The 19,651-nt window shown below is 73.8% G+C and carries 16 protein-coding genes and 1 pseudogene; 4 read left to right on the top strand and 13 right to left on the bottom strand.

The genetic code is table 11. The annotated features are described in order from the left end of the window. Nucleotides 1-47: 47 nt before the first annotated feature. The 3 genes from ABD954_RS22270 to ABD954_RS22260 are packed head-to-tail and all read right to left on the bottom strand — an operon-like array spanning nucleotide 48 to nucleotide 3,156. Complete coding sequence (locus ABD954_RS22270) at nucleotides 48-851, bottom strand: sugar phosphate isomerase/epimerase family protein (RefSeq protein ID WP_345488160.1); 804 nt, start codon at nucleotides 849-851, stop codon at nucleotides 48-50. After that, nucleotides 848-2,008: a dihydrodipicolinate synthase family protein gene (locus ABD954_RS22265; protein WP_345488159.1), complete on the bottom strand. Its 1,161-nt coding sequence runs from the start codon at nucleotides 2,006-2,008 to the stop codon at nucleotides 848-850. The genes ABD954_RS22270 and ABD954_RS22265 overlap by 4 nt, the downstream gene beginning before the upstream one ends. After that, a complete protein-coding gene (locus tag ABD954_RS22260; protein ID WP_345488158.1) occupies nucleotides 2,005-3,156 on the bottom strand; it encodes a Gfo/Idh/MocA family protein in 1,152 nt (383 codons plus the stop codon). Before ABD954_RS22260 ends, ABD954_RS22265 begins: the two co-directional genes overlap by 4 nt. A gap of 140 nt (nucleotides 3,157-3,296) precedes the next feature. On the opposite strand from ABD954_RS22260, the pseudogene ABD954_RS22255 reads away from it, so the two are divergent. Then, nucleotides 3,297-4,353, top strand: a pseudogene (locus ABD954_RS22255) (LacI family DNA-binding transcriptional regulator). Between the two features lie 221 nt (nucleotides 4,354-4,574). On the opposite strand, the gene ABD954_RS22250 reads toward ABD954_RS22255, so the two are convergent. The 3 genes from ABD954_RS22250 to ABD954_RS22240 are packed head-to-tail and all read right to left on the bottom strand — an operon-like array spanning nucleotide 4,575 to nucleotide 6,910. After that, complete coding sequence (locus tag ABD954_RS22250; RefSeq protein WP_345488157.1) at nucleotides 4,575-5,144, bottom strand: AAA family ATPase; 570 nt, start codon at nucleotides 5,142-5,144, stop codon at nucleotides 4,575-4,577. Between the two features lie 27 nt (nucleotides 5,145-5,171). Further along, nucleotides 5,172-5,990 carry an LppU/SCO3897 family protein gene (locus ABD954_RS22245; RefSeq protein ID WP_345488156.1) on the bottom strand — a complete coding sequence of 273 codons (819 nt, stop codon included), beginning with the start codon at nucleotides 5,988-5,990 and terminating at the stop codon, nucleotides 5,172-5,174. Further along, on the bottom strand, nucleotides 5,987-6,910 hold the full coding sequence (locus ABD954_RS22240) for an EamA family transporter (protein WP_345488155.1): 924 nt from the start codon (nucleotides 6,908-6,910) through the stop codon (nucleotides 5,987-5,989). The genes ABD954_RS22245 and ABD954_RS22240 overlap by 4 nt, the downstream gene beginning before the upstream one ends. Before the next feature lie 89 nt (nucleotides 6,911-6,999). Here ABD954_RS22240 and ABD954_RS22235 point away from each other — a divergent pair, with 89 nt between their 5' ends. Continuing rightward, entirely contained in the window at nucleotides 7,000-7,911 is a 912-nt protein-coding gene (locus ABD954_RS22235) for a LysR family transcriptional regulator (RefSeq protein WP_345492385.1), read from the top strand. Between the two features lie 152 nt (nucleotides 7,912-8,063). Continuing rightward, on the top strand, nucleotides 8,064-9,896 hold the full coding sequence (locus ABD954_RS22230; protein ID WP_345488154.1) for a glycoside hydrolase family 3 protein: 1,833 nt from the start codon (nucleotides 8,064-8,066) through the stop codon (nucleotides 9,894-9,896). Nucleotides 9,897-10,035: 139 nt separating this feature from the next. Here ABD954_RS22230 and ABD954_RS22225 read toward each other — a convergent pair whose 3' ends face one another. The 4 genes from ABD954_RS22225 to ABD954_RS22210 all read right to left on the bottom strand — a co-directional run bounded on the left by ABD954_RS22225 (nucleotide 10,036) and on the right by ABD954_RS22210 (nucleotide 16,580). After that, entirely contained in the window at nucleotides 10,036-11,496 is a 1,461-nt protein-coding gene (locus tag ABD954_RS22225; RefSeq protein WP_345488153.1) for an aminopeptidase, read from the bottom strand. Between the two features lie 144 nt (nucleotides 11,497-11,640). Beyond that, nucleotides 11,641-12,045, bottom strand: a complete 405-nt coding sequence (locus ABD954_RS22220; protein WP_345488152.1) for a hypothetical protein — start codon at nucleotides 12,043-12,045, stop codon at nucleotides 11,641-11,643. Nucleotides 12,046-12,231: 186 nt separating this feature from the next. Then, entirely contained in the window at nucleotides 12,232-12,612 is a 381-nt protein-coding gene (locus ABD954_RS22215; protein WP_345488151.1) for a hypothetical protein, read from the bottom strand. A 128-nt stretch (nucleotides 12,613-12,740) separates the two neighbouring features. Then, nucleotides 12,741-16,580 carry an ABC transporter ATP-binding protein gene (locus ABD954_RS22210; protein WP_345488150.1) on the bottom strand — a complete coding sequence of 1,280 codons (3,840 nt, stop codon included), beginning with the start codon at nucleotides 16,578-16,580 and terminating at the stop codon, nucleotides 12,741-12,743. A gap of 150 nt (nucleotides 16,581-16,730) precedes the next feature. Between ABD954_RS22210 and ABD954_RS22205 the strand changes: the two genes are divergently transcribed. Next, complete coding sequence (locus ABD954_RS22205) at nucleotides 16,731-17,108, top strand: hypothetical protein (protein WP_345488149.1); 378 nt, start codon at nucleotides 16,731-16,733, stop codon at nucleotides 17,106-17,108. A gap of 88 nt (nucleotides 17,109-17,196) precedes the next feature. Here ABD954_RS22205 and ABD954_RS22200 read toward each other — a convergent pair whose 3' ends face one another. The 3 genes from ABD954_RS22200 to ABD954_RS22190 all read right to left on the bottom strand — a co-directional run bounded on the left by ABD954_RS22200 (nucleotide 17,197) and on the right by ABD954_RS22190 (nucleotide 19,580). Next, complete coding sequence (locus ABD954_RS22200) at nucleotides 17,197-17,619, bottom strand: PIN domain nuclease (protein WP_345488148.1); 423 nt, start codon at nucleotides 17,617-17,619, stop codon at nucleotides 17,197-17,199. After that, entirely contained in the window at nucleotides 17,616-17,825 is a 210-nt protein-coding gene (locus ABD954_RS22195; RefSeq protein WP_345488147.1) for a type II toxin-antitoxin system VapB family antitoxin, read from the bottom strand. The genes ABD954_RS22200 and ABD954_RS22195 overlap by 4 nt, the downstream gene beginning before the upstream one ends. 72 nt (nucleotides 17,826-17,897) lie before the next feature. Beyond that, nucleotides 17,898-19,580, bottom strand: a complete 1,683-nt coding sequence (locus ABD954_RS22190; RefSeq protein WP_345488146.1) for a thiamine pyrophosphate-binding protein — start codon at nucleotides 19,578-19,580, stop codon at nucleotides 17,898-17,900. Between the last annotated feature and the right edge of the window lie 71 nt (nucleotides 19,581-19,651).

Here is a 19,651-nt window from a genome sequence, read left to right as displayed (position 1 = left end):
CGTGGCCCCGGCCGTACGGGCGCTCAGGCGCCGCGCGGCCGGGGTGGTCAGACCGCGAGGAACGCCTCGCGGGTCTCCTCCAGCACCTCCGCGCCGTCCCTGACCCACAGGGTGTCGTTGAAGAGCTCGACCTCCACCGGTCCGGTGTAGCCGGCCTTCTCGACGAGCGCGGCCCAGGACGTGAGGTCGATCGCGCCGGTGCCCAGCTGGCCGCGGCCGTTGAGGACTCCGGCGGGGAGCGGGGTGGTCCAGTCGGCGAGCTGGAAGGAGTGGATGCGGCCGGCGGCACCCGCGCGGGCGACCGCGGCGGGGGCGCGCTCGTCCCACCACAGGTGGTAGGTGTCGACGACCACGCCCACCTGCTCGGCCGGGAAGCGTTCGGCGATCTCCAGGGCCTGGTCCAGGGTGGAGACCGCGCAGCGGTCCGAGGCGTACATGGGGTGGAGCGGCTCGATGGCGAGGCGTACGCCCCGCTCCCCCGCGTACGGGGCGAGGACGCCGATCGCGTCGGCGATCAGGGCGCGGGCGGCGGGCAGGTCGCGGCTGCCCGGCGGCAGGCCGCCGGAGACGAGGACGAGGGTGTCGGTGCCGAGGGCCGCCGCCTCGTCGACGGCCGCCCGGTTGTCCTCCTCCCAGCCCTCGCGCGTGAAGAAGCCGCCCCGGCACAGGGTGGTGACGGTCAGCTCCGCGTCCCGGACGAGCGCGGCGGCGGCCTCGACGCCGTACTCCCGCACCGGTTCGCGCCACAGGCCGACGCCCGGGACGCCGAGGCGGACGCAGTGGGCGACCAGCTCGGGCAGCGGGAGCTGTTTCACGGTCATCTGGTTGATGCTGAAGCGGTCGGGGTTCACCGGGGGACTCCGTACACCGTGAGGAGGGACCGCATCCGCGACTCGGCGAGCGCGGGGTCGGGGAACAGGCCGAGGCCGTCGGCGAGCTCGTACGCGCGGGCGAGGTGCGGCAGCGAGCGGGCGGACTGGAGGCCGCCGACCATCGTGAAGTGGTCCTGGTGGCCGGCCAGCCAGGCGAGGAACACCACGCCCGTCTTGTAGAAGCGGGTCGGCGCCTGGAAGAGGTGCCGGGCGAGCGGGACCGTCGGGTCGAGCAGCTTCCGGAAGCCGTCCCGGTCGCCGGTGTCGAGCACCCGGACCGCCTCGGCGGCCAGCGGGCCCAGCGGGTCGAAGACGCCGAGCAGGGCGTGGCTGAAGCGCCCGCCGGCCGAGGGCTCCTCGCCCGCGATCAGCTCGGGGTAGTGGAAGTCGTCGCCCGTGTAGCAGCGGACGCCGTCGGGGAGGCGGCGGCGCAGGGCGACCTCGCGGCCCGCGTCGAGGAGGGAGACCTTGATGCCGTCGACCTTGTCGGGGTGGGCGGCGATGACCTCCAGGAAGACGTCGGTGGCGGCGTCGAGGTCGGCCGAGCCCCAGTAGCCCTCCAGGGCCGGGTCGAACATCGGGCCGAGCCAGTGCAGGATCACCGGTTCGCTCGCCTGCCGCAGCAGATGGCCGTACACCTCCGCGTAGTCCTCGGGGTCCTTCGCCTCGGCGGCCAGCGCGCGGGAGGCCATCAGGATCGCCTGGGCGCCCGACTCCTCGACGACGGCGAGCTGTTCCTCGTAGGCCGCGCGGATCTCGGCCAGGGACCCGGCGGTGAGCTGGTCGGTGCCGACGCCGCACGCGATCGATCCGCCGACCGCCTTCGCCTCGGCGGCGGAGCGGCGGATCAGCTCGGCGGCCCCGGTCCAGTCGAGGCCCATGCCGCGCTGGGCGGTGTCCATCGCCTCGGCGACGCCGAGGCCGTGGGCCCACAGGTGGCGGCGGAAGGCGAGGGTGGCGTCCCAGTCGACGGCGGCCGGGGAGTCGGGGGTGGTGTCGGCGTACGGGTCGGCGACGACGTGCGCGGCGGAGAAGACGGTCCGGGAGGTGAACGGGCCGCCGGGCGCGAGGGCCAGGGGTTCGGTGCGCGGCGCGTACTCCTGCACGCCGCCGCCCGCCCGGGGGAGCCGGATCACAGCGTGACCTCGGGGACCTCGAGGCGGCGGCCCTCGGCGGCCGAGCGCAGGCCCAGTTCGGCCAGCTGCACTCCGCGGGCGCCGGCGAGCAGGTCCCAGTGGTAGGGCTCGCCGAGGGAGACGTGGCGCAGGAAGAGTTCCCACTGGGCCTTGAAGCCGTTGTCGAAGGCGGCGTTGTCGGGGACCTCCTGCCACTGGTCGCGGAAGGACTCGGTGACGGGAACGTCCGGGTTCCAGACCGGCTTGGGGGTGGCCGAGCGGTGCTGGACGCGGCAGCCGCGCAGGCCGGCGACGGCGGACCCGTGGGTGCCGTCGACCTGGAACTCGACGAGCTCGTCGCGGTGGACGCGGACCGCCCAGGAGGAGTTGATCTGGGCGACGGCGCCGCCCTCCAGCTGGAAGATGCCGTACGCGGCGTCGTCGGCGGTCGCCTCGTACGGCTTGCCCTGCTCGTCCCAGCGGCGCGGGACGTGGGTGGCGACGTGCGCGGTGACGGAGGTGACCCGGCCGAAGAGCTCGTGGAGCACGTACTCCCAGTGCGGGAACATGTCGACGACGATGCCGCCACCGTCCTCGGCGCGGTAGTTCCAGCTGGGCCGCTGGGCCTCCTGCCAGTCGCCCTCGAAGACCCAGTAGCCGAACTCGCCGCGCACGGAGAGGATCTCGCCGAAGAAGCCGCCGTCGATCAGCCGCTTCAGCTTGAGCAGGCCGGGGAGGAAGAGCTTGTCCTGGACGACGCCGTGGCGGACGCCGGCGTCGCGGGCGAGGCGGGCGAGGGCGAGGGCGCCGTCGAGGTCGGCGGCGGTGGGCTTCTCGGTGTAGACGTGCTTGCCCGCCGTGATGGCCTTGGTGAGGGCCTCGACGCGGGCGGAGGTCACCTGGGCGTCGAAGTAGAGGTCGACGGTGTCGTCGGCGAGGACGGCGTCGAGGTCGGTGGACCACTCGGTCAGTCCGTGGCGTTCGGCGAGGGCGCGCAGGGCGGGCTCGCGGCGGCCGACGAGGATCGGCTCGGGCCAGAGGGTCTCGCCGTTCCCGAGATCGAGTCCGCCCTGTTCGCGCAGGGCGAGGACCGAGCGGACGAGGTGCTGGCGGTAGCCCATGCGTCCGGTGACGCCGTTCATGGCGATGCGGACCGTTCTGCGTGTCACGAAGCTTCTTCCTCTCCCCGGCGGCCGTGTCTCGGGTGCGAGCACACGAGGGAAAGCACCCCATGGAAAGCGCTTTCTACCGCAGAGGACGCTAGCCTGCCGACAACACCGCGGACAAGGGCCCTGGAGGTACGCACGCGATGACCGTCACCCTGGCGGACGTGGCCGCCCGCGCTCGGGTCTCCCCCGCCACCGTCTCCCGCGTCCTCAACGGCAACTACCCGGTCGCCGCCGCCACCCGGGAGCGCGTCCTGCGGGCGGTCGACGAACTCGACTACGTGCCCAACGGCCCCGCGAGCTCCCTCGCCGCCGCGACCTCCGACCTGGTCGGGATCCTCGTCAACGACATCGCCGACCCCTTCTTCGGGATCATGGCCGGGGCCGCGCAGGGCGCCATCGGGGAGAGCGGGGCGGGGCGCGCCGGGGGCGAGAAACTGGCGGTGGTCTGCAACACGGGCGGCTCGCCCGAACGCGAACTCACCTATCTGACCCTGCTCCAGCGGCAGCGGGCCGCCGCCGTGATCCTCACCGGCGGATCCCTGGAGGACGACGCGCACCTGGCGGCGGTGACGGCCAAGCTGGCCCGGCTCGCCGAGGCCGGCACCCGGGTGGTGCTGTGCGGGCGGCCGCCGCTGGGGGCGGACGCGGAGCACGTGGGCGCGGCGACCCTCGCCTTCGACAACCGGGCCGGGGCGCGCCGGCTCACCGAGCACCTGCTGTCGCTCGGGCACCGGCGCATCGGTTACGTGGCCGGGCCGGCGGACCGCACCACCACCCGGCACCGCCTCGAAGGCCACCGGGAGGCGCTGCGGGTGGCCGGGGCGGCCGAGGGGCCCACGCTGCACGGGCCGTACGACCGCGCCTCCGGATACGACGCGACGGTGGAACTCCTGCGCCTGGACCCCGCACTGACGGCCGTGGTCGCGGCCAACGACACGGTCGCGCTCGGCGTGTGCGCGGCCCTGCGCGACCGGGGCCTGAGCATCCCGGGCGACGTCTCGGTGGCGGGCTTCGACGACCTGCCGTTCTCGGTCGACGCGGTCCCGGCCCTGACCACCGTACGGCTGCCGCTGCACGAGGCGGGCGCACGGGCGGGCAGGCTCGCGCTGGGAGCGGAGGCGGCGCCTCCGGGGGGGGCTCGCGACGATTCCGGCGGAGGTGGTGGTGCGGGGGTCGACGGGACGGCCGCCGGAGTAGGGGGTCTCACCGCTGCCGGTGGGAGTCGACGACGCACGGAGGTCGAGCCGACGGCCGCCAGGGGCACCGGGAGCGCGGCGGGGAGCCGACGGCCGCCGGGGACACCGGGAGCGCGGCGAGGAGCCGATGGCCGCCGGGAGCGCGGCGAGGATCTGATCCCGTCCCTCGAAGGGCGCGAGAGCGTGGCCGCGCCGGACGGGTCTCCCCGCTCCCGCGGGTGATCAGGCGTTCGACCGCCCCGTCAGGCCCGTCGCGTCCAGGACGGCGTCCACCGTCTCCTCGACCGTCTGGTCCGCGTTGTCGATCCAGACGCCCTGATCGGGGAGTTCGGCCCGCATGGCCTCGTCGAGGAAGGCCCAGTTCGTGGTCAGCTTCTTGTGGCGGGCGTTGTTGCGCTCCCAGGCCGTGTCGGGGCCGGGGGCCAGGACCACCACGCGCAGGGTGCCCGACGTGAACTGCGCACGGTAGAAGTCGAGGTGGGACCGGCGGACGACCACGTCGTCGATGACCGGAAGGAAGCCGGCCGCCACGAAGCTGTCCGCGAGGAGGCAGGCGTGGCGGGCCCGGAGCAGGATCTGCCGGTCGGCCTCCGGGTCGCCGTCGGGGGTCGGCCAGTGACCGCCTCGGACGATCAGCTCCTGGAGGTGGTCGACCTCGATGTGCGCCGAGCGAGGGAAGCGGGCCGCGAGGGCCGCCGCGACGGTGCTCTTTCCGCTGCCGGGGATGCCGACGAGGAGGACCGCTCCGGGGGCCGGTTCGGCGCTGTCGACGACGACGTGCTCGAAGGTCATGCGGGGCGGCCTCTCAGCACCGTACGGTCACTTGCGCGTGACACAGTAGCCAGGCTCGCCCGGCGCGTCGATCACGTACTCGGCGCGCAGGAGGTAGTCGGCCGGCCCGCAGGAGGACGCGTCCGCGACCCGGTACTCGGCGAGCGGTGAGCCGCAGTCCACCTTCAGCAGCTTCTGGTCGGGCCACTCAGCCTCGTTGCGGACGCAGTCGCCGACGGACAGCGCCACCGGCTCGTCGTCGCCGCCCGCGAGCAGCCCGATCAGCAGGAGCACGGGGATCGCCGCCAGGACGAGCGCGAACGGGGTGAGGACCAGCATCGCGGGCGCGCGCAGCAGCACGCGCCGCCCCGGGTCCAGGGGCGGCCGGTGCGCGCCGGAGGGCTCGGGCAGCCGGCGCAGGGCCGAACGGGCGCCGAAGACGTTGCCGAGCACGATGAAGGGCGTGACGAAGAACGACAGCAGGCCCCACCAGCCCGTCACCAGCGTCTCGGAGGTCATCTTCCGGTAGACGGCGAGGCCGCAGGTGCGGCAGAGGGCGGCGCGCCGGGTGACCGTGCGCATGATGACGAGCATGCCCTGGTGCGAGCGGACCGTCACCGCCGCCGTGGGCTGCGCGCCGCACACCTCGCAGCCCTGGGGCCCGGCGGGGCCGGCTCCCCACGGCTGTTGCCCGTACGCGGGGGGCTGCTGCCCGTACGGGCCCGGGGCCTGCCCGTGGGGCTGCTGGCCGTACGGGCTCGGGGCCTGGCCGTAGGGCTGTTCTCCGTAAGGCCGTTGCCCGTGGGGCTGCGACGGTCCGTACGACTGCGGCTGCCCGTACGACTGCGGCTGCGGCGGCTGGTTCACGGTGCTGTTCCCCCGTTCGGCGTCGGAACCAGCACCCTAGCCTCCGCTTCCCCGGCCGCCTTGCGCGGCGTGGAGGACAGCGAGGTCAGCGCCACTCCCCCGACGAGCAGCACCGCCGCGCACCACCGCAGGGGAGAGATCTCCTCGCCCAGGAAGAGAGCCGCCGAGGACATCCCGAAGACCGGGACGAGCAGCGAGAACGGCGCGACGGAGGAAGCCGGGTGACGGCGCAGCAGCCAGCCCCAGGCGCCGAAGCCGAAGACGGTGGCGACCCAGGCGATGAAGACGATCACGCCGACGCCCACCGGGTCGAGGTCGCGCAGCGCGGCCAGGTCGCGCTCGGGGCCCTCGACGAGCAGGGAGAGCGCGAGCAGCGGCAGCACGGGCACGGTGCTCACCCAGACCATGAAGTTGAGCGCGTCGGGCGGGGCGGCCTTGCGGGTGAGGACGTTGGACACGCCCCAGGCGACGGCGGCCGCGATCACCAGCAGGAAGCCGGTCAGCGAGCTCGACGCGCCCTCGTCGACCGCCGCGACCCCGATGCCGGCGAGGGCGACCGCCATGCCGGTCAGTTTGACGCGGCCGGGCCGCTCGCCGAGCGCGAGGAAGGCGAACACGGCCGTGAAGACGGCCTGGACCTGGAGGATCAGGGAGGAGAGGCCGGCCGGCGCGCCCATGCTCATGCCGGTGAACAGCAGCCCGAACTTGGCGACGCCGAGGGCCAGTCCGACTCCCACGATCCACTTCCAGGCGACCTTGGGGCGGCCGACGAAGAACACGGCGGGCAGGGCGGCCACGAGGAAGCGGAGCGCGGAGAAGAGCAACGGCGGGAAGTGGTCGAGGCCGAGGTCGATGATGACGAAGTTGACTCCCCAGAGGGCGGTGACCAGGGCGGCGAGGGCGACGTGGGAGGGGCGCATACCGATGAGGATCACCCGGCCGAACCATGTAGCACCAGCACGGATTCCTTCATGGTTGGATGAAGCACCGCTACATGGAGGAGGCGCACGTGCTGGATCTGGGACGTCTGCGGGCGCTGCACGCCGTCGCCGTGCACGGTACGGTCGGCGCCGCGGCCGCCGCCCTCGGCTACACCCCCTCGGCGGTCTCCCAGCAGATCGCCAAGCTGGAGCGGGAGACCCGTACGACCCTGCTCGAACGCAGCGGCCGGGGCGTGCGGTTGACCGACGAGGCGCACCAGCTCGCCGACACGGCCGAGCGGTTGCTGTCCCTGGTCGAGGAGGCCGAGGTGCGGCTCGAGGAGGGGCGCGGGCTGCCGGCGGGCCGGCTGCGGATCGGCTGCTTCCCGAGTGCGGCGCGCGGCCTGATGCCGTCGGCCCTCGCGGACCTGGCCCGCCGCCATCCGTCGCTCGACGCCCGTCTGTCGGAGGTGGACCCGCACCTGTCGGTGGACCTGGTGGCGCGCGGGGTCCTGGACCTGGCGGTGGCGCACGACTGGGACATCGCACCGCTGCCGGTGCCGCCGGGCGTGGAGCAGGCGGTGATCGGTGACGACGTGTGCGACATCCTCGTGCCGCGGGACCATCCGCTGGCGGAGCGGGAGGCGGTGCGCCGGGAGGAGCTGGTGGAGGAGCGGTGGATCGTCCAGCCGCCGGGGACGGTGTGCCACGACTGGCTGATCCGCACGCTGCGGGCGGTCGGGTACGCGCCGCGGGTCGCCCATCAGGCGGAGGAGAACAACACGCAGGTCGCCCTGGTCGCGGCCGGCCTCGGGATCGCCCTCGTCCCGAGGCTGGGGCGCGGGCCGCTGCCGCCGGAGGTCGTGCCGCTGCTGCTCGATCCGGTGCCCAGGCGTCGGCTGCGGGCGCTGTGGCGTACGGGCGCGGCACGGCGGCCCGCCATCACGGAGACCGTCCGCACGCTCCAGGCTCTCTGGCCCGAGGTCGCGGCGGCCGGGTGACGGGGCCACCCACCGCTCAGCCCCCTCGCGCGGGCCGCCACCGAGGCCGACCGGCCGCCACAGTCCGCGATTCTTGCGCCGATCCTTGACCTGGCAGTTACTTTCCGGCTATCCGTGGCACCTTGGCAGTTTCCTTCACGGAAGGAGCACCAGTGCACGACCCCGCCCCCGCCCCCTCCCGACGCACCCTGCTCACGGTGACCGCCGCCGCGGCCGCGGCCGCCCTCACCGGGGTGACCGCCCTGACCACCCCCTCCCACGCGGCCGACGCCGGCCGGGACGACCGGCTGCGCGCCCTCCTCTCCCGGATGTCCCTGGAGGAGAAGGTCGGCCAGCTCTTCGTCATGCGGGTCTACGGCCATTCCGCCACCGCCCCCGACCAGGCCGACATCGACGCCAACCTCAAGGAGATCGGCGTCCGCACCGCCGCCGAGCTGATCGAGCGTTACCACGTCGGCGGCATCATCTACTTCGCCTGGGCGCACAACACCCGCGACCCGCACCAGATCGCCGACCTCTCCAACGGCATCCAGCGGGCCGGTCTCGCCCAGGCCACCCCCGTCCCGCTGCTCATCTCCACCGACCAGGAGCACGGCATCGTCTGCCGGGTCGGCGCGCCGGCCACCCTGCTGCCCGGCGCGATGGCGCTCGGCGCGGGCGGCTCGCACGCCGACGCCCGCAAGGCGGCGCAGATCGCGGGCGCCGAGCTGGCGGCCGTCGGCATAAGGCAGAACTACGCGCCGGTCGCCGACGTCAACGTCAACCCGGCCAACCCCGTCATCGGCGTCCGCTCCTACGGCTCCGATCCCGAGGCCGTCGCCGGCCTGGTGGCCGCCCAGGTCAAGGGCTACCAGCGGGCGGGGGTCGCGGCGACCTCCAAGCACTTCCCCGGCCACGGCGACACGGCCGTCGACAGCCACTACGGGCTGCCGACCATCACCCACACCCGCGCGCAGTGGGACGAGCTCGACGCCCCGCCGTTCCGCGCGGCGATCGCCGCCGGCATTGACTCGATCATGACGGCGCACATCGTCGTGCCCGCGCTCGACCCCAGCGGGGACCCGGCGACGCTGTCCCGCCCGATCCTCACCGGCATCCTGCGCGAACAGCTCGGCTACGACGGCGTGGTCGTCACCGACTCGCTCGGCATGGAGGGCGTGCGCACGAAGTACGGGGACGAGCGCGTCCCCGTCCTCGCGCTCAAGGCGGGCGTGGACCAGCTGCTCAACCCGCCGAACCTGTCGGTGGCCTGGCACGCGGTCCTGAAGGCCGTGCGCGACGGCGAGCTGACCGAGGCGCGGCTCGACGAATCGATCCTGCGGATCCTGCGGCTCAAGGCGAAGCTGGGCCTGTTCAAGGACCCGTACGTCAGCCACGCCGAGGTCGACCGGACGGTCGGCACCGCCGCCCACCTCGCGCACGCCGACCGGATCGCCGAGCGGACGACCACCCTGCTGGTCAACGAGGGCGGCTTCCTGCCGGTCAGCCGGCGCAGCCACCCCAGGGTCCTGGTCGTCGGCGCCGACCCGGCCTCGCCGTCCGGCACCACCGGCCCGCCCACCACCACGCTGGCCGGCGCGCTGACCGAACTGGGCTTCACCGCACGGGCCCTGTCGACCGGGATCACCCCGACGGCGGCCCGGATCGAGGAGGCGGTGGCGGCCGCGGCCGGCCAGGACCTGGTCGTCGTCGGCACCTACAACGTGTCGGCGGCCAGCCCGCAGCGCACCCTCGTCGCCCGGCTCGTGGCGACCGGCGTGCCCGTCGTGACGATCGCCATCCGCAACCCCTACGACGTGGCCCGGATCCAGGGCCAGCGGGCCACGCTCGCGTCGTACTCCTGGACGGACGTCGAACTGCGCGCGGCGGTACGGGTGCTGGCCGGCCAGGCCGAGCCGCGCGGGCGGCTGCCGGTGCCGGTACAGAGCGCGCAGGACCCGGCGAAGGTGCTCTTCCCGGTGGGCCACGGCCTGACGTACGCCTAGCGGCACGGCCGCGGAAAGCGCGGAGCCGGCGCCCCGTCGGAGGACGGGACGCCGGCTCACGCCGTACGGGCGGAGGCGGAGCGGCACCTACGGGCCGCGTCGGAGCGCCCCCGACGGGGTCGCGCTCCCCGCCGATGGCCTACGGGCGCACGCCGTGCTCCCGGGTCGCTTCCTCGTCGACCGGGCGGTCGAGGCGCGCGTCGAAGCGGGCCAGCGGCTCCGCCGCCCGCACCGCGGGGGCGTCGACCCCGGCCCAGGCGAGGATGCGGGCGGTGGCCTTGGCCTTCTCGGCCTCGACGAGACCGGCCACGTTGGCGCCGTGGTTGGCACCCGGCGCGTAGTAGACGTAGCTGTCCCGGGCGCCCTTGCCGAGCCGGAAGGGCTCGGCGCCCCACGGGTCGTTGGCGCCGTAGACGAACATCATCCGGTCGGCGTTCTTGCGGACCCAGTCGTCCACGTCCCGCATGACCCACGGCTTGAACCGCATCGGGATCTCCTGCGGCACGAAGGCGCGGGCCGGCTGGTAGCCGTAGCGGCTCAGGCCGTCCAGGTGCGGCTGCCGGATGCTGGGCGAGCCGAGCTCGGTGGCCGCCTGGTAGTAGTACGGGGTGTAGTACTCCAGGCCCTGGTCGGTGTAGGCGGACCAGCCGGCGTAGGCGTCGATCGTCTCGTAGACGGTGTCGTCGCTCGCGGTGGCGGCGGCCGGGACCTGGTCGCAGACGTCCTCGCCGTAGTACTGCCAGAAGCCCCACACGAAGTCGAGGACGACGGCCTCGTACGCCTTGTCGACCGAACCGAGGGTGTTGAAGGTGTACCCCTCGGTCTTCGCCCAGTTCTCGAACTTCTTCTGCAGCGGCTCGCGGCGGACCAGGGCCTCGCGCTGCATGGCGTTCAGGCGGTCGCGGCACTCCTTGGTGCCGACGTTCTCGAAGAACCGGTCGTAGGCCGAGTCCTCCTTGTCGACCACGTCGTTGGGCGCCACGTAGGCGACGACGCCGTCCATGTCCCGGGGGTAGAAGCGCTCGTAGTAGGTGGCCGTCATGCCGCCCTTGGAGGCTCCGGTGGAGAGCCACTTCTTGCCGTAGACGCGCTTCAGCGCGGTGAAGATGCGGTGCTGGTCGCTGGCGGCCTGCCAGATGTCCAGCTTCGACCAGTCGGCGGGCTGCGGCCGGGACGGCGTGAAGAACCGGTACTCCATGGAGACCTGGTTGCCGTCGACGATCCGGGTCGGCTCGCTGCGGCTCGGGGTGGTGCTCAGGCCGTAGCCGCTGGTGCGGAAGACGGTGGGGCGGTCGGTGTCCTTGTGGAGGACCGAGATCCGCTGCTTGAACGTGCCCGCCCACGGGCGGCGGTGGTCGACCGGCTGCTCGTACTCCAGGACGAAGAAGCGGTAGCCGGCGTACGGCTTCTCCTCGATCAGGCTCATCCCGGGTATCGCCAGGATGCGGTCCTTGATGTCCGTGGTCTGCGCGTCCGCGCTCGGTGAGTCGGCGACGGCGGTGCTGCCGGACTCCGGTTCCGCGGCGGTAGCCACACCGGTCGAGCCGACGGTGCCTATGAGCACCGACAGCGACAGCAGCCATCTGAGCGACTTGCGCATTCACCCTCCCCTTGGTTCACAACGGTGTCGCGAACCTAGCGGGATCATGTGGGGGCCGCCAGACCTGATGGGGACTTACCTGTGGATGCGCACAGGATCGCCGTACGGATCCGGCCGCCGTCGCCCGTCGCGGCACAGGACGTCTCAGCACAGCACCCAGCCGGTGGACGTGCCCCGGCCGGCGACGGAGGCGGACGCCCGGACGCAGCGGTTGAGGGCGTGCACGGTCACCGGGCCGGCCTGGCGCGTGAAGCGGCCGGCGTTGACCGCGGCCCGTCCACCGCGCGGCTGGAGCGAGACCGACATCTGCTGGAGCGGCCCGGGCCGCTTGGTCACGGCCAGCGCGCACACGTACTGCCGGGTGCGGTAGAGCCGCAGCTCGCCGGTGGCGAAGCCGATGGTGCGGGTGGGGCGCCCGTGACACACGGACGCGGCGTCGGCGGTCCCGGAACCGGGCCCGGCCACGACGAGGACGCCGACGGCGAGGGCCAGGGCGAGCAGGTACGCGGAGAGCCTGCGGACCACCGCCACCGGAACCCCACCGAACACGTGCACCCCTCCCCGGGTCCTGCCGTACATGCTTACGACGCGGCGGGGACCGATTCGGTTGCCGGGGCCACCCGGCGGATCAGCCCGGGCACCCCCTGGAGTGATCCGTCTCACACCCCGTCAGGGCGGCCGGGGGCCCGGTGTCCTGTGGCCGAACACCCGGAGACGCAGGCGGGACCTCACAGGTCAGTACACCTGGCCGGCCGGGCTGCCGCCGGTGAAGTGGGCGAGGACCAGGGTGAGGAAGGTCGCCTCGGCGCCGGCCATGGTCCAGAAGGCCGCCTTGCGGACCGGGGCGAACGGGGCGCCGGCCGGGGCGCACAGGGCCGTGATCCAGGCGGCGGCCGCGACGGCGAGGGAGAGCGGGGTCAGCCAGGACGGGACGTCGCCGCAGGTGCCCTGCATCACGCAGCGCGTGCCGCTCTCGGAGGCGAGCGCGAGGACCACGACCAGGAAGGTGGCCGGAATCAGGCCGAGGCCGGTCCACAGGGCGCGGATGCGCAGCCGGCGCGCGTCGGAGGGTGCGGAGGCGGGAGGGGCGGCGGGGGCCGTCTGTTCGTCGTTCATGGGAACGATGGAATCGGCCCCGCCGCCGCCCGGCATGAGCGGCCGTACTCAGATCGCCTCGGCACCCGCCGGGCACGGCCGCCCGTACCCGACCTGCCCCGTCGGCCGTCGGGCACGGCCGCCCGTACTCAGATCGCCTCCGCGCCCGCCCGTTCCTCCTTCGCCGGCCGGTCGGCCCCGTCGGCGGGCTCGCCGACGAAGGTGCGCCACAGCTGCGCGTAGCGGCCGCCGCGGGCGAGCAGTTCGTCGTGGGTGCCGTCCTCGGCGATCCGGCCGTGGTCCATGACGATCACCCGGTCGGCGCGGGCGGCGGTGGTGAGGCGGTGGGCCACGACCAGGGTGGTGCGGCGGCCGGCCAGGCGGTCGGTGGCCGCGTTGACCTGGGCCTCGGTGGCCAGGTCGAGGGCGGCGGTGGCCTCGTCGAGCAGCAGCACGTCGGGGTCGACCAGCTCGGCGCGGGCCAGGGCGATCAGCTGGCGCTGGCCCGCGGACAGGTTCCGGCCGCGCTCGGCGACCTCGTGGAGGTAGCCACCGTCGAGGGTGGCGATCATGTCGTGGGCGCCGACCGCCCGGGCCGCCGCCTCCACCTCCGCGTCGGTGGCGTCGGGACGCCCGTACGCGATGGCGTCCCGGACCGTCCCGGCGAACAGATACGCCTCCTGCGGCACGACGCCGAGCCGGTGCCGGTACGCGGTGAGGTCGAGCTCGCGCAGGTCGGTGCCGTCCGCGGTGACCCGCCCGCCCGTCGGGTCGTAGAACCGGGCGACCAGCTTGACCAGCGTCGACTTGCCCGCGCCGGTCTCACCGACGAAGGCCACCGTCTGGCCGGCCGGGATGCGCAGGTCGATGTCCGACAGGGCCCGCTCCCCGCCGTCGGCCGGTCCGTAGCCGAAGGACACGTCCTCGAAGGCGATCTCGCCGCGCAGCGAGGGCACGTCGAGCGGGGCGTCGGCGGGGGCGGTGGACGTCGGCTCCTGGAGGAGCTCCTGCATCCGCTTCAGCGAGACCGCGGCCTGCTGGTAGCCGTCGAAGACCTGGGAGAGCTGCTGGACCGGGGCGAAGAAGAGGTCGATGTAGAGGAGGTAGGCGACGAGGGCGCCGGTGGTGAGGGTGCCCGCCTGGATCCGGTTCGCGCCCACGATCATCACGGCGGCGGCCGCCACCGAGGACAGCAGGGTCACGAAGGGGAAGTAGACGGAGATCAGCCACTGGCCGCGCACGCGCGCGTCCCGGTAGGCGGCACCGCGCTCGGCGAACCGCTCGGCGCCCGACCGCTCCCGGCCGAACGCCTGCACGATCCGCAGGCCGGCGACCGACTCCTGGAGGTCTCCGTTGACGACGCTGATCCGCTCCCGGGCCAGCTCGTACGCCTTCACGCTGGAGCGGCGGAAGAAGTACGTCGCGACCGCGAGGACCGGCAGGGTGGCGAAGACCACCAGGGCGAGCTGGAGGTCGAGCACGAGGAGCGCCACCATGATCCCGAAGAAGGTGACGACGGAGACGAAGGCGGTGACCAGGCCGGTCTGGAGGAAGGTCGACAGGGCGTCGACGTCCGTCGTCATCCGGGTCATGATCCGGCCGGTGAGCTCGCGCTCGTAGTAGTCGAGGCCGAGCCGCTGGAGCTGGGCGAAGATCTTCAGGCGCAGCGCGTAGAGGACCCGCTCGCCGGTGCGTCCGGTCATGCGGATCTCGGCGGTCTGCGCGGCCCACTGCACGACGACCGTGCCGAGGGCGAGCAGGGAGGCGGCCCAGACGGCACCGATCGCGAGCTGGTTCACGCCCTCGTCGATGCCGTGCCGGATCAGGACGGGCAGGAGCAGTCCGGCGCCCGCGTCGAGGGCGACCAGGCCCAGGCTGACCAGGAGCGGCAGTCCGAAGCCGCGCAGCAGCCGGCGCAGCCCGTAGGTCTCCTCGGGCTCGACGGCCCGGGTCTCGTCGACGTCCGGGGTGCCGTCGGCCGGCGGCAGCGCCTCGACGGCGGCGAGCAGTTCGGGGGTGGCCCCGGCGGCACGGGTCGCGCGGTCGTCGCCGTCAGGGCGGCCTTCGCGCACCCACAGGGCCGGGGTGATGCCCCGCTCGGCGTCGAACTCGGCGTCCAGCTCGGCCCGCAGGGCGCGGTCCTCCTCGTCCGTCTCCTCGGCCGCGCCGGCCGGGGTGTGGCCGGGCGAGACGCCGCCGAGTTCGTCGGGGTCGGTGAGGAGCTGCCGGTAGAGCGCCGAGCGCTCCTGGAGCTCCTCGTGGGTGCCGAGGTCGGCGAGCCGGCCGCCGTCGAGGACGGCGATCCGGTCGGCGAGGCCGAGGGTGGAGCGGCGGTGGGCGATGAGCAGGGTCGTGCGGCCCGCCATCACGGCCTTCAGGGCCTCGTGGATCTCGTGCTCGACCCGGGCGTCGACGGCGGAGGTGGCGTCGTCCAGGACGAGCAGCCTCGGGTCGGTGAGGATCGCGCGGGCGAGGGCGATGCGCTGGCGCTGGCCGCCGGAGAGGGTGAGGCCGTGCTCGCCGACCTTGGTGTCGTAGCCCTCGGGCAGCTCGGCGATGAAACGGTCCGCCTGGGCGGCGCGGGCGGCGGCCTCGATCTGCCCGTCGGTCGCGTCGGGGACGCCGTACGCGATGTTGGCGCGGACGGTGTCGGAGAAGAGGAAGGAGTCCTCGGGGACCAGGCCGATCGCGGCCCGCAGCGACTCCAGGGTCAGCTCGCGCACGTCGTGGCCGCCGACGAGGACGGCGCCGCGGGTCACGTCGTAGAAGCGGGGAAGCAGCAGCGAGACGGTGGACTTGCCGGAGCCGGAGGCGCCGACGACGGCGACGGTCTCGCCGGCCCGGATCTCCAGCGAGAAGCCGTCGAGGACGGGCCGGGTGCCGCTGCCGGATCCCTCGGCGTCCCCGTCGCGCCCGGCGTCCCCGTACGCGAAGGAGACGTCGTCGAACTCGACGGTGGCGGGCGCGTCGGCCGGCAGCACCTTCGTGCCGTCCTTGATCGCGGGCTCGGTGTCGATCAGCTCGACGACCCGCTCGACGCCGGCGCGGGCCTGCTGGCCGACGGTGAGGACCATCGCGAGCATGCGGACCGGGCCGACGAGCGAGGCCAGGTAGGAGGAGAAGGCGACGAAGGTGCCCAGCGAGATCTGGCCCCGGTAGGCGAGCCAGCCGCCGAGGGCGAGGACGGCGACCTGGCCGAGGGCGGGCACGGCCTGGAGGGCGGGGGTGTAGAGCGCGTTCAGCCGGATGGTGCGCAGCCGGGCGGCGAAGAGGCGGCGGCCCGCGGCGCGGATCTTGCCGGTCTCCTGTGCCTCCTGCCCGAAGCCCTTGACGACCCGGACCCCGGTCACGGCCCCGTCGACGACGCCGGCGACGGCGGCGGCCTCCTGCTGGGCGGCCCAGGTGGCGGGGTGGAGGCGGGTGCGGCTGAGCTTGGCGATGTACCACAGGGCGGGGGCGACGGCGAGGGCGACGAGGGTGAGCGGGATCGACAGCCAGGCCATCACGGCCAGCGAGATGAGGAAGAGCAGGACGTTCCCGATCGTCATCGGGAGCATGAACAGCAGGCCCTGGATCAGCTGGAGGTCGCTGGTGGCGCGCCCGACGACCTGCCCGGTGGACAGCTCGTCCTGCCGCCGCCCGTCGAGCCGCACGATGGTGGCGTACATGTCGTCGCGGAGGTCCCGCTGGACGTCGAGGGCGAGGCGGCCGCCGTAATAGCGGCGGACGTAGGTGAGGACGTAGACGAGGACGGCCGCGCCGACGAGGAGGCCGGTCCAGACGGTGAGCGACCGGGTCCCGGCCCCGATGACGTCGTCGATGATCACCTTGGTGATGAGGGGGACGAGCGCGAGGACGGCCATGCCGGCCAGGGACGAGCCGAGCGCGAGCACGACGTCCGTCCGGTACCGCCAGGCGTACGCCCACAGCCTGCGCGCCCACCCCTGCCGGGCGCTCCCGGTCTGTTCTTCCTGCCCCACCGCCGCCACGTGGCCTCTCCCGTCGATTCTGCTCTACCGGAAGGCCCAACACCCCCGACGTGCGATTTCATCCCGCCGCAACAATCGGCGGCGCGGTGGGTAGGAACCAGACGGCCGCCGCCGGGCGGCCGCCTGGGAGCGGAGGGGAAGGGGTGGTCCGTGTCGCGGGTCGAGGAGGGCAGGCCGTACGCCTGGGGTGAGCTGTACGCGGCGCTGCTGGTGCTGGAGGGCATCGCGGGGACCGGGAGGATCGCACCGGTGCCGGAGCAGCAGGTGCGGCGGACGGCCTACATGCCGCGGAGCGTGTTCGAGGACCACCTGCGGGGCGTCGGCGGGCAGGTGTTCACCGCGCGGCAGAAGGGCGGGACCGTCGCCGAGGCCGCCGCGGTGGTCTTCGCCGACATCGCCAGGCTGATACGCCCGGAGCGCATGCCGCTGCACGGGCTCGGGCAGGGCGCGGCGGAGGAGTTCCGGCAGGGGTACGAGGCCCGGGTCGCCGCGTACCGGAAGGCGTGGGCGGAGCTGGCGGGCAGCTGAGGCTCCGGTGTGGACCGGGCCGCGCCCGACCCCGCAGGGGCCGGGCGCGGGCCAGGCACAGGCTGTTGGGCTCAAAGACCGGCGGAGGTCACGCCGTTCCGGGCGGGGCGACCCACTGCGCGGGCTGGCCGGTGACGCGGGCGATGGCCTCGAAGTCCCGGTCGTAGTGGAGCAGCGTGAGGCCCGACAGCTCGGCGGTCGCGGCGACCAGCAGGTCGACGGGGCCGGCGCTGCGGTGCTCTCCTCGGTTGGTCAGCATCTGCTGGACGCGGCGGGCACGGGAGTAGACGCCGTCGGGGACGGCGGTCCAGTGGAACAGCTGCCCGAGCAGCTCTTCCTTGGCGAGGCGGTCGTTGGCGGACTGGGCGGAGCAGAGGATCTCCAGCTCGGTGATGTCGCACAGGCCGACGACGCCCTCGGTCACGAACTTCCGCCATTGTTCCTGTACGTGCTTCTTGGCGATGATCCGCACGGCGGCCGAGGTGTCGACGAGGTAGGTGAGCGGGGTCATCGACGGTAGTTCGCCTTGTCCATGAGGATGTCGAAGTCGCCCTGCTCGGCCATCTCGGTGAGCTTCTCCAGCGCCCGCAGCCGCTCGTGCCGGCGCGCGACCTCCCGCAAGGCCGCGTTGACCGTGTCCTTCTTCGTCTTCGTGCCCAGTATCTCCGCAGCCTCGGCGAGGGCCAGGTCATCGACTTCCACGTACAGGTTCGACATGGCACATCCTCCATATATCTGCGACACACGGAGGATATGCCTCGTCGGATCGGCGCGCCAGACGCCGTTCACTCACAGGTGTGTCGGCTCGAACATCCGCAGCAGGGCCGGGAGGACCACCACCGACGGGCCCGGGGTGGCCAGGGCCTCGGAGAGGTCCTCGGCGAGGGTGTCGGGGGAGGTGAGGGTGGCCGGGACGCCGAAGGATCCGGCGAGGGCGACGAAGTCGGGGCGGGACAGCTCGGTCCCCGTGGCCTCGCCGAAGGCGTCCGTCATGTACTCGCGCAGGATCCCGTAGCCGCCGTCGTCCACGATCAGCCAGGTGACGTCGAGCCCGTACTGCTTCGCCGTCGCCAGCTCCGCGATCGAGTACATCGCGCCCCCGTCGCCGGAGACCGCGAGGACCGGGGTCGTCGGGTCGGCGACGGCCGCGCCGAGGGCGGCGGGGAAGGCGTAGCCGAGGCCGCCGGAGCCCTGGGCGGAGTGCATGGTGTTGGCGCGGCGGGCGTCGAAGGCGGACCAGGCCCAGTAGGCCAGGATCGTCATGTCCCAGAAGCTGGGCGCCCGGTCCGGCAGCGCCTCGCGCACGGCGGCGACGACCCGCTGCTCCAGGCCGAGGTCCTGGGCGGCGAGCCGGTCCGCGATCCTGGCGAGCAGCGCGCGTACCCGCTCGGGCGCCTCGGCGTCCTCCCGCACGTCCACCGTCTCCAGGATCGCCTGGAGCGCGAGGCGGGCGTCCGCGTGGATGCCGAGGGCGGGGTGGTTGGCCTCCAGCTTTCCGGCGTCGGCCTCGATCTGGATCACCCGGCCGCGCGGGGCGAAGGTGTGGTAGTTCGAGGACAGCTCGCCGAGGCCGGAGCCGACGACGAGGAGGACGTCGGCGTCCTCCAGGAAGTCCGTGGTGTGCCGGTCCTCCAGCCAGGACTGGAGCGACAGCGGGTGCGTCCACGGGAAGGCGCCCTTGCCGCCGAAGGTGGTGACGACGGGGGCGGCGATCCGCTCGGCGAGAGCGCGCAGCTTGCCGGAGGCGTCCGACCGTACGACTCCGCCGCCCGCGACGATCACCGGCCGGGCCGCCTTCGCCAGGAGGTCGGCGGCGACGGCGGTCAGCTCGGGCCGGGGCACGACCTCGTCGGGGGTGGCGTCCATGGCGGTGACGACCGGCAGGCGGGTCTGCGCGCGCAGCACGTCCTCGGGGATCTCCACCCAGACCGGCCCGTGCGGGGCGGTGAGCGCCGACTTCCACGCGGCGGCGATCGCGGACGGGATCTGGGACTGCGTACGGACCGTGTGGACGGACTTCACGACGTCCCGGAACGACGCCTGCTGGTCGCGCAGCTCGTGCAGGTACCCGTGCCGGCCGCCGCCGAGCCCGGCGACCGGGACCTGGCTGCCGATGGCGAGGACGGGCGCGGAGGCGGCGGCCGCCTCCTGGAGCGCGGCGAGCGACATGAGGGCGCCGGGGCCGGTGGAGAGCAGCAGCGGGGCGGCCTCGCCGGTGATCCGGCCGTACGCGTCGGCGGCGAAGCCGGCGTTGTTCTCGACGCGCAGCCCCACGTACCTCAGGTCCGACCGCCGCAGCGCGTCGAACATGCCGAGGGCGTGCTGCCCGGGCAGCCCGAAGACGGTGGTGGCCCCGAGGCCGGACAGCGTCTCGACGACGAGGTCGCCCCCGGTCCGCCCCGCGGGCGGGTTCAGGGCCGCCCGCGTCTGCGCCGCGGTGGGCCGGAGCACCAGGTCGTGGTCGTGAGTCATGGGGTCCCTTGGCTGTCGGTCGGGGCGGCCGGTGGCCGGGTCGGGTCGCCACCCGACGAGGACGAGTGTCG

This window comes from Streptomyces roseoviridis (genome assembly GCF_039535235.1).
GTDB lineage: Bacteria > Actinomycetota > Actinomycetes > Streptomycetales > Streptomycetaceae > Streptomyces > Streptomyces roseoviridis.
The sequence above is the reverse complement of the archived record's forward strand: the minus strand, read 5'-3'. Positions and strand labels throughout refer to the sequence as shown.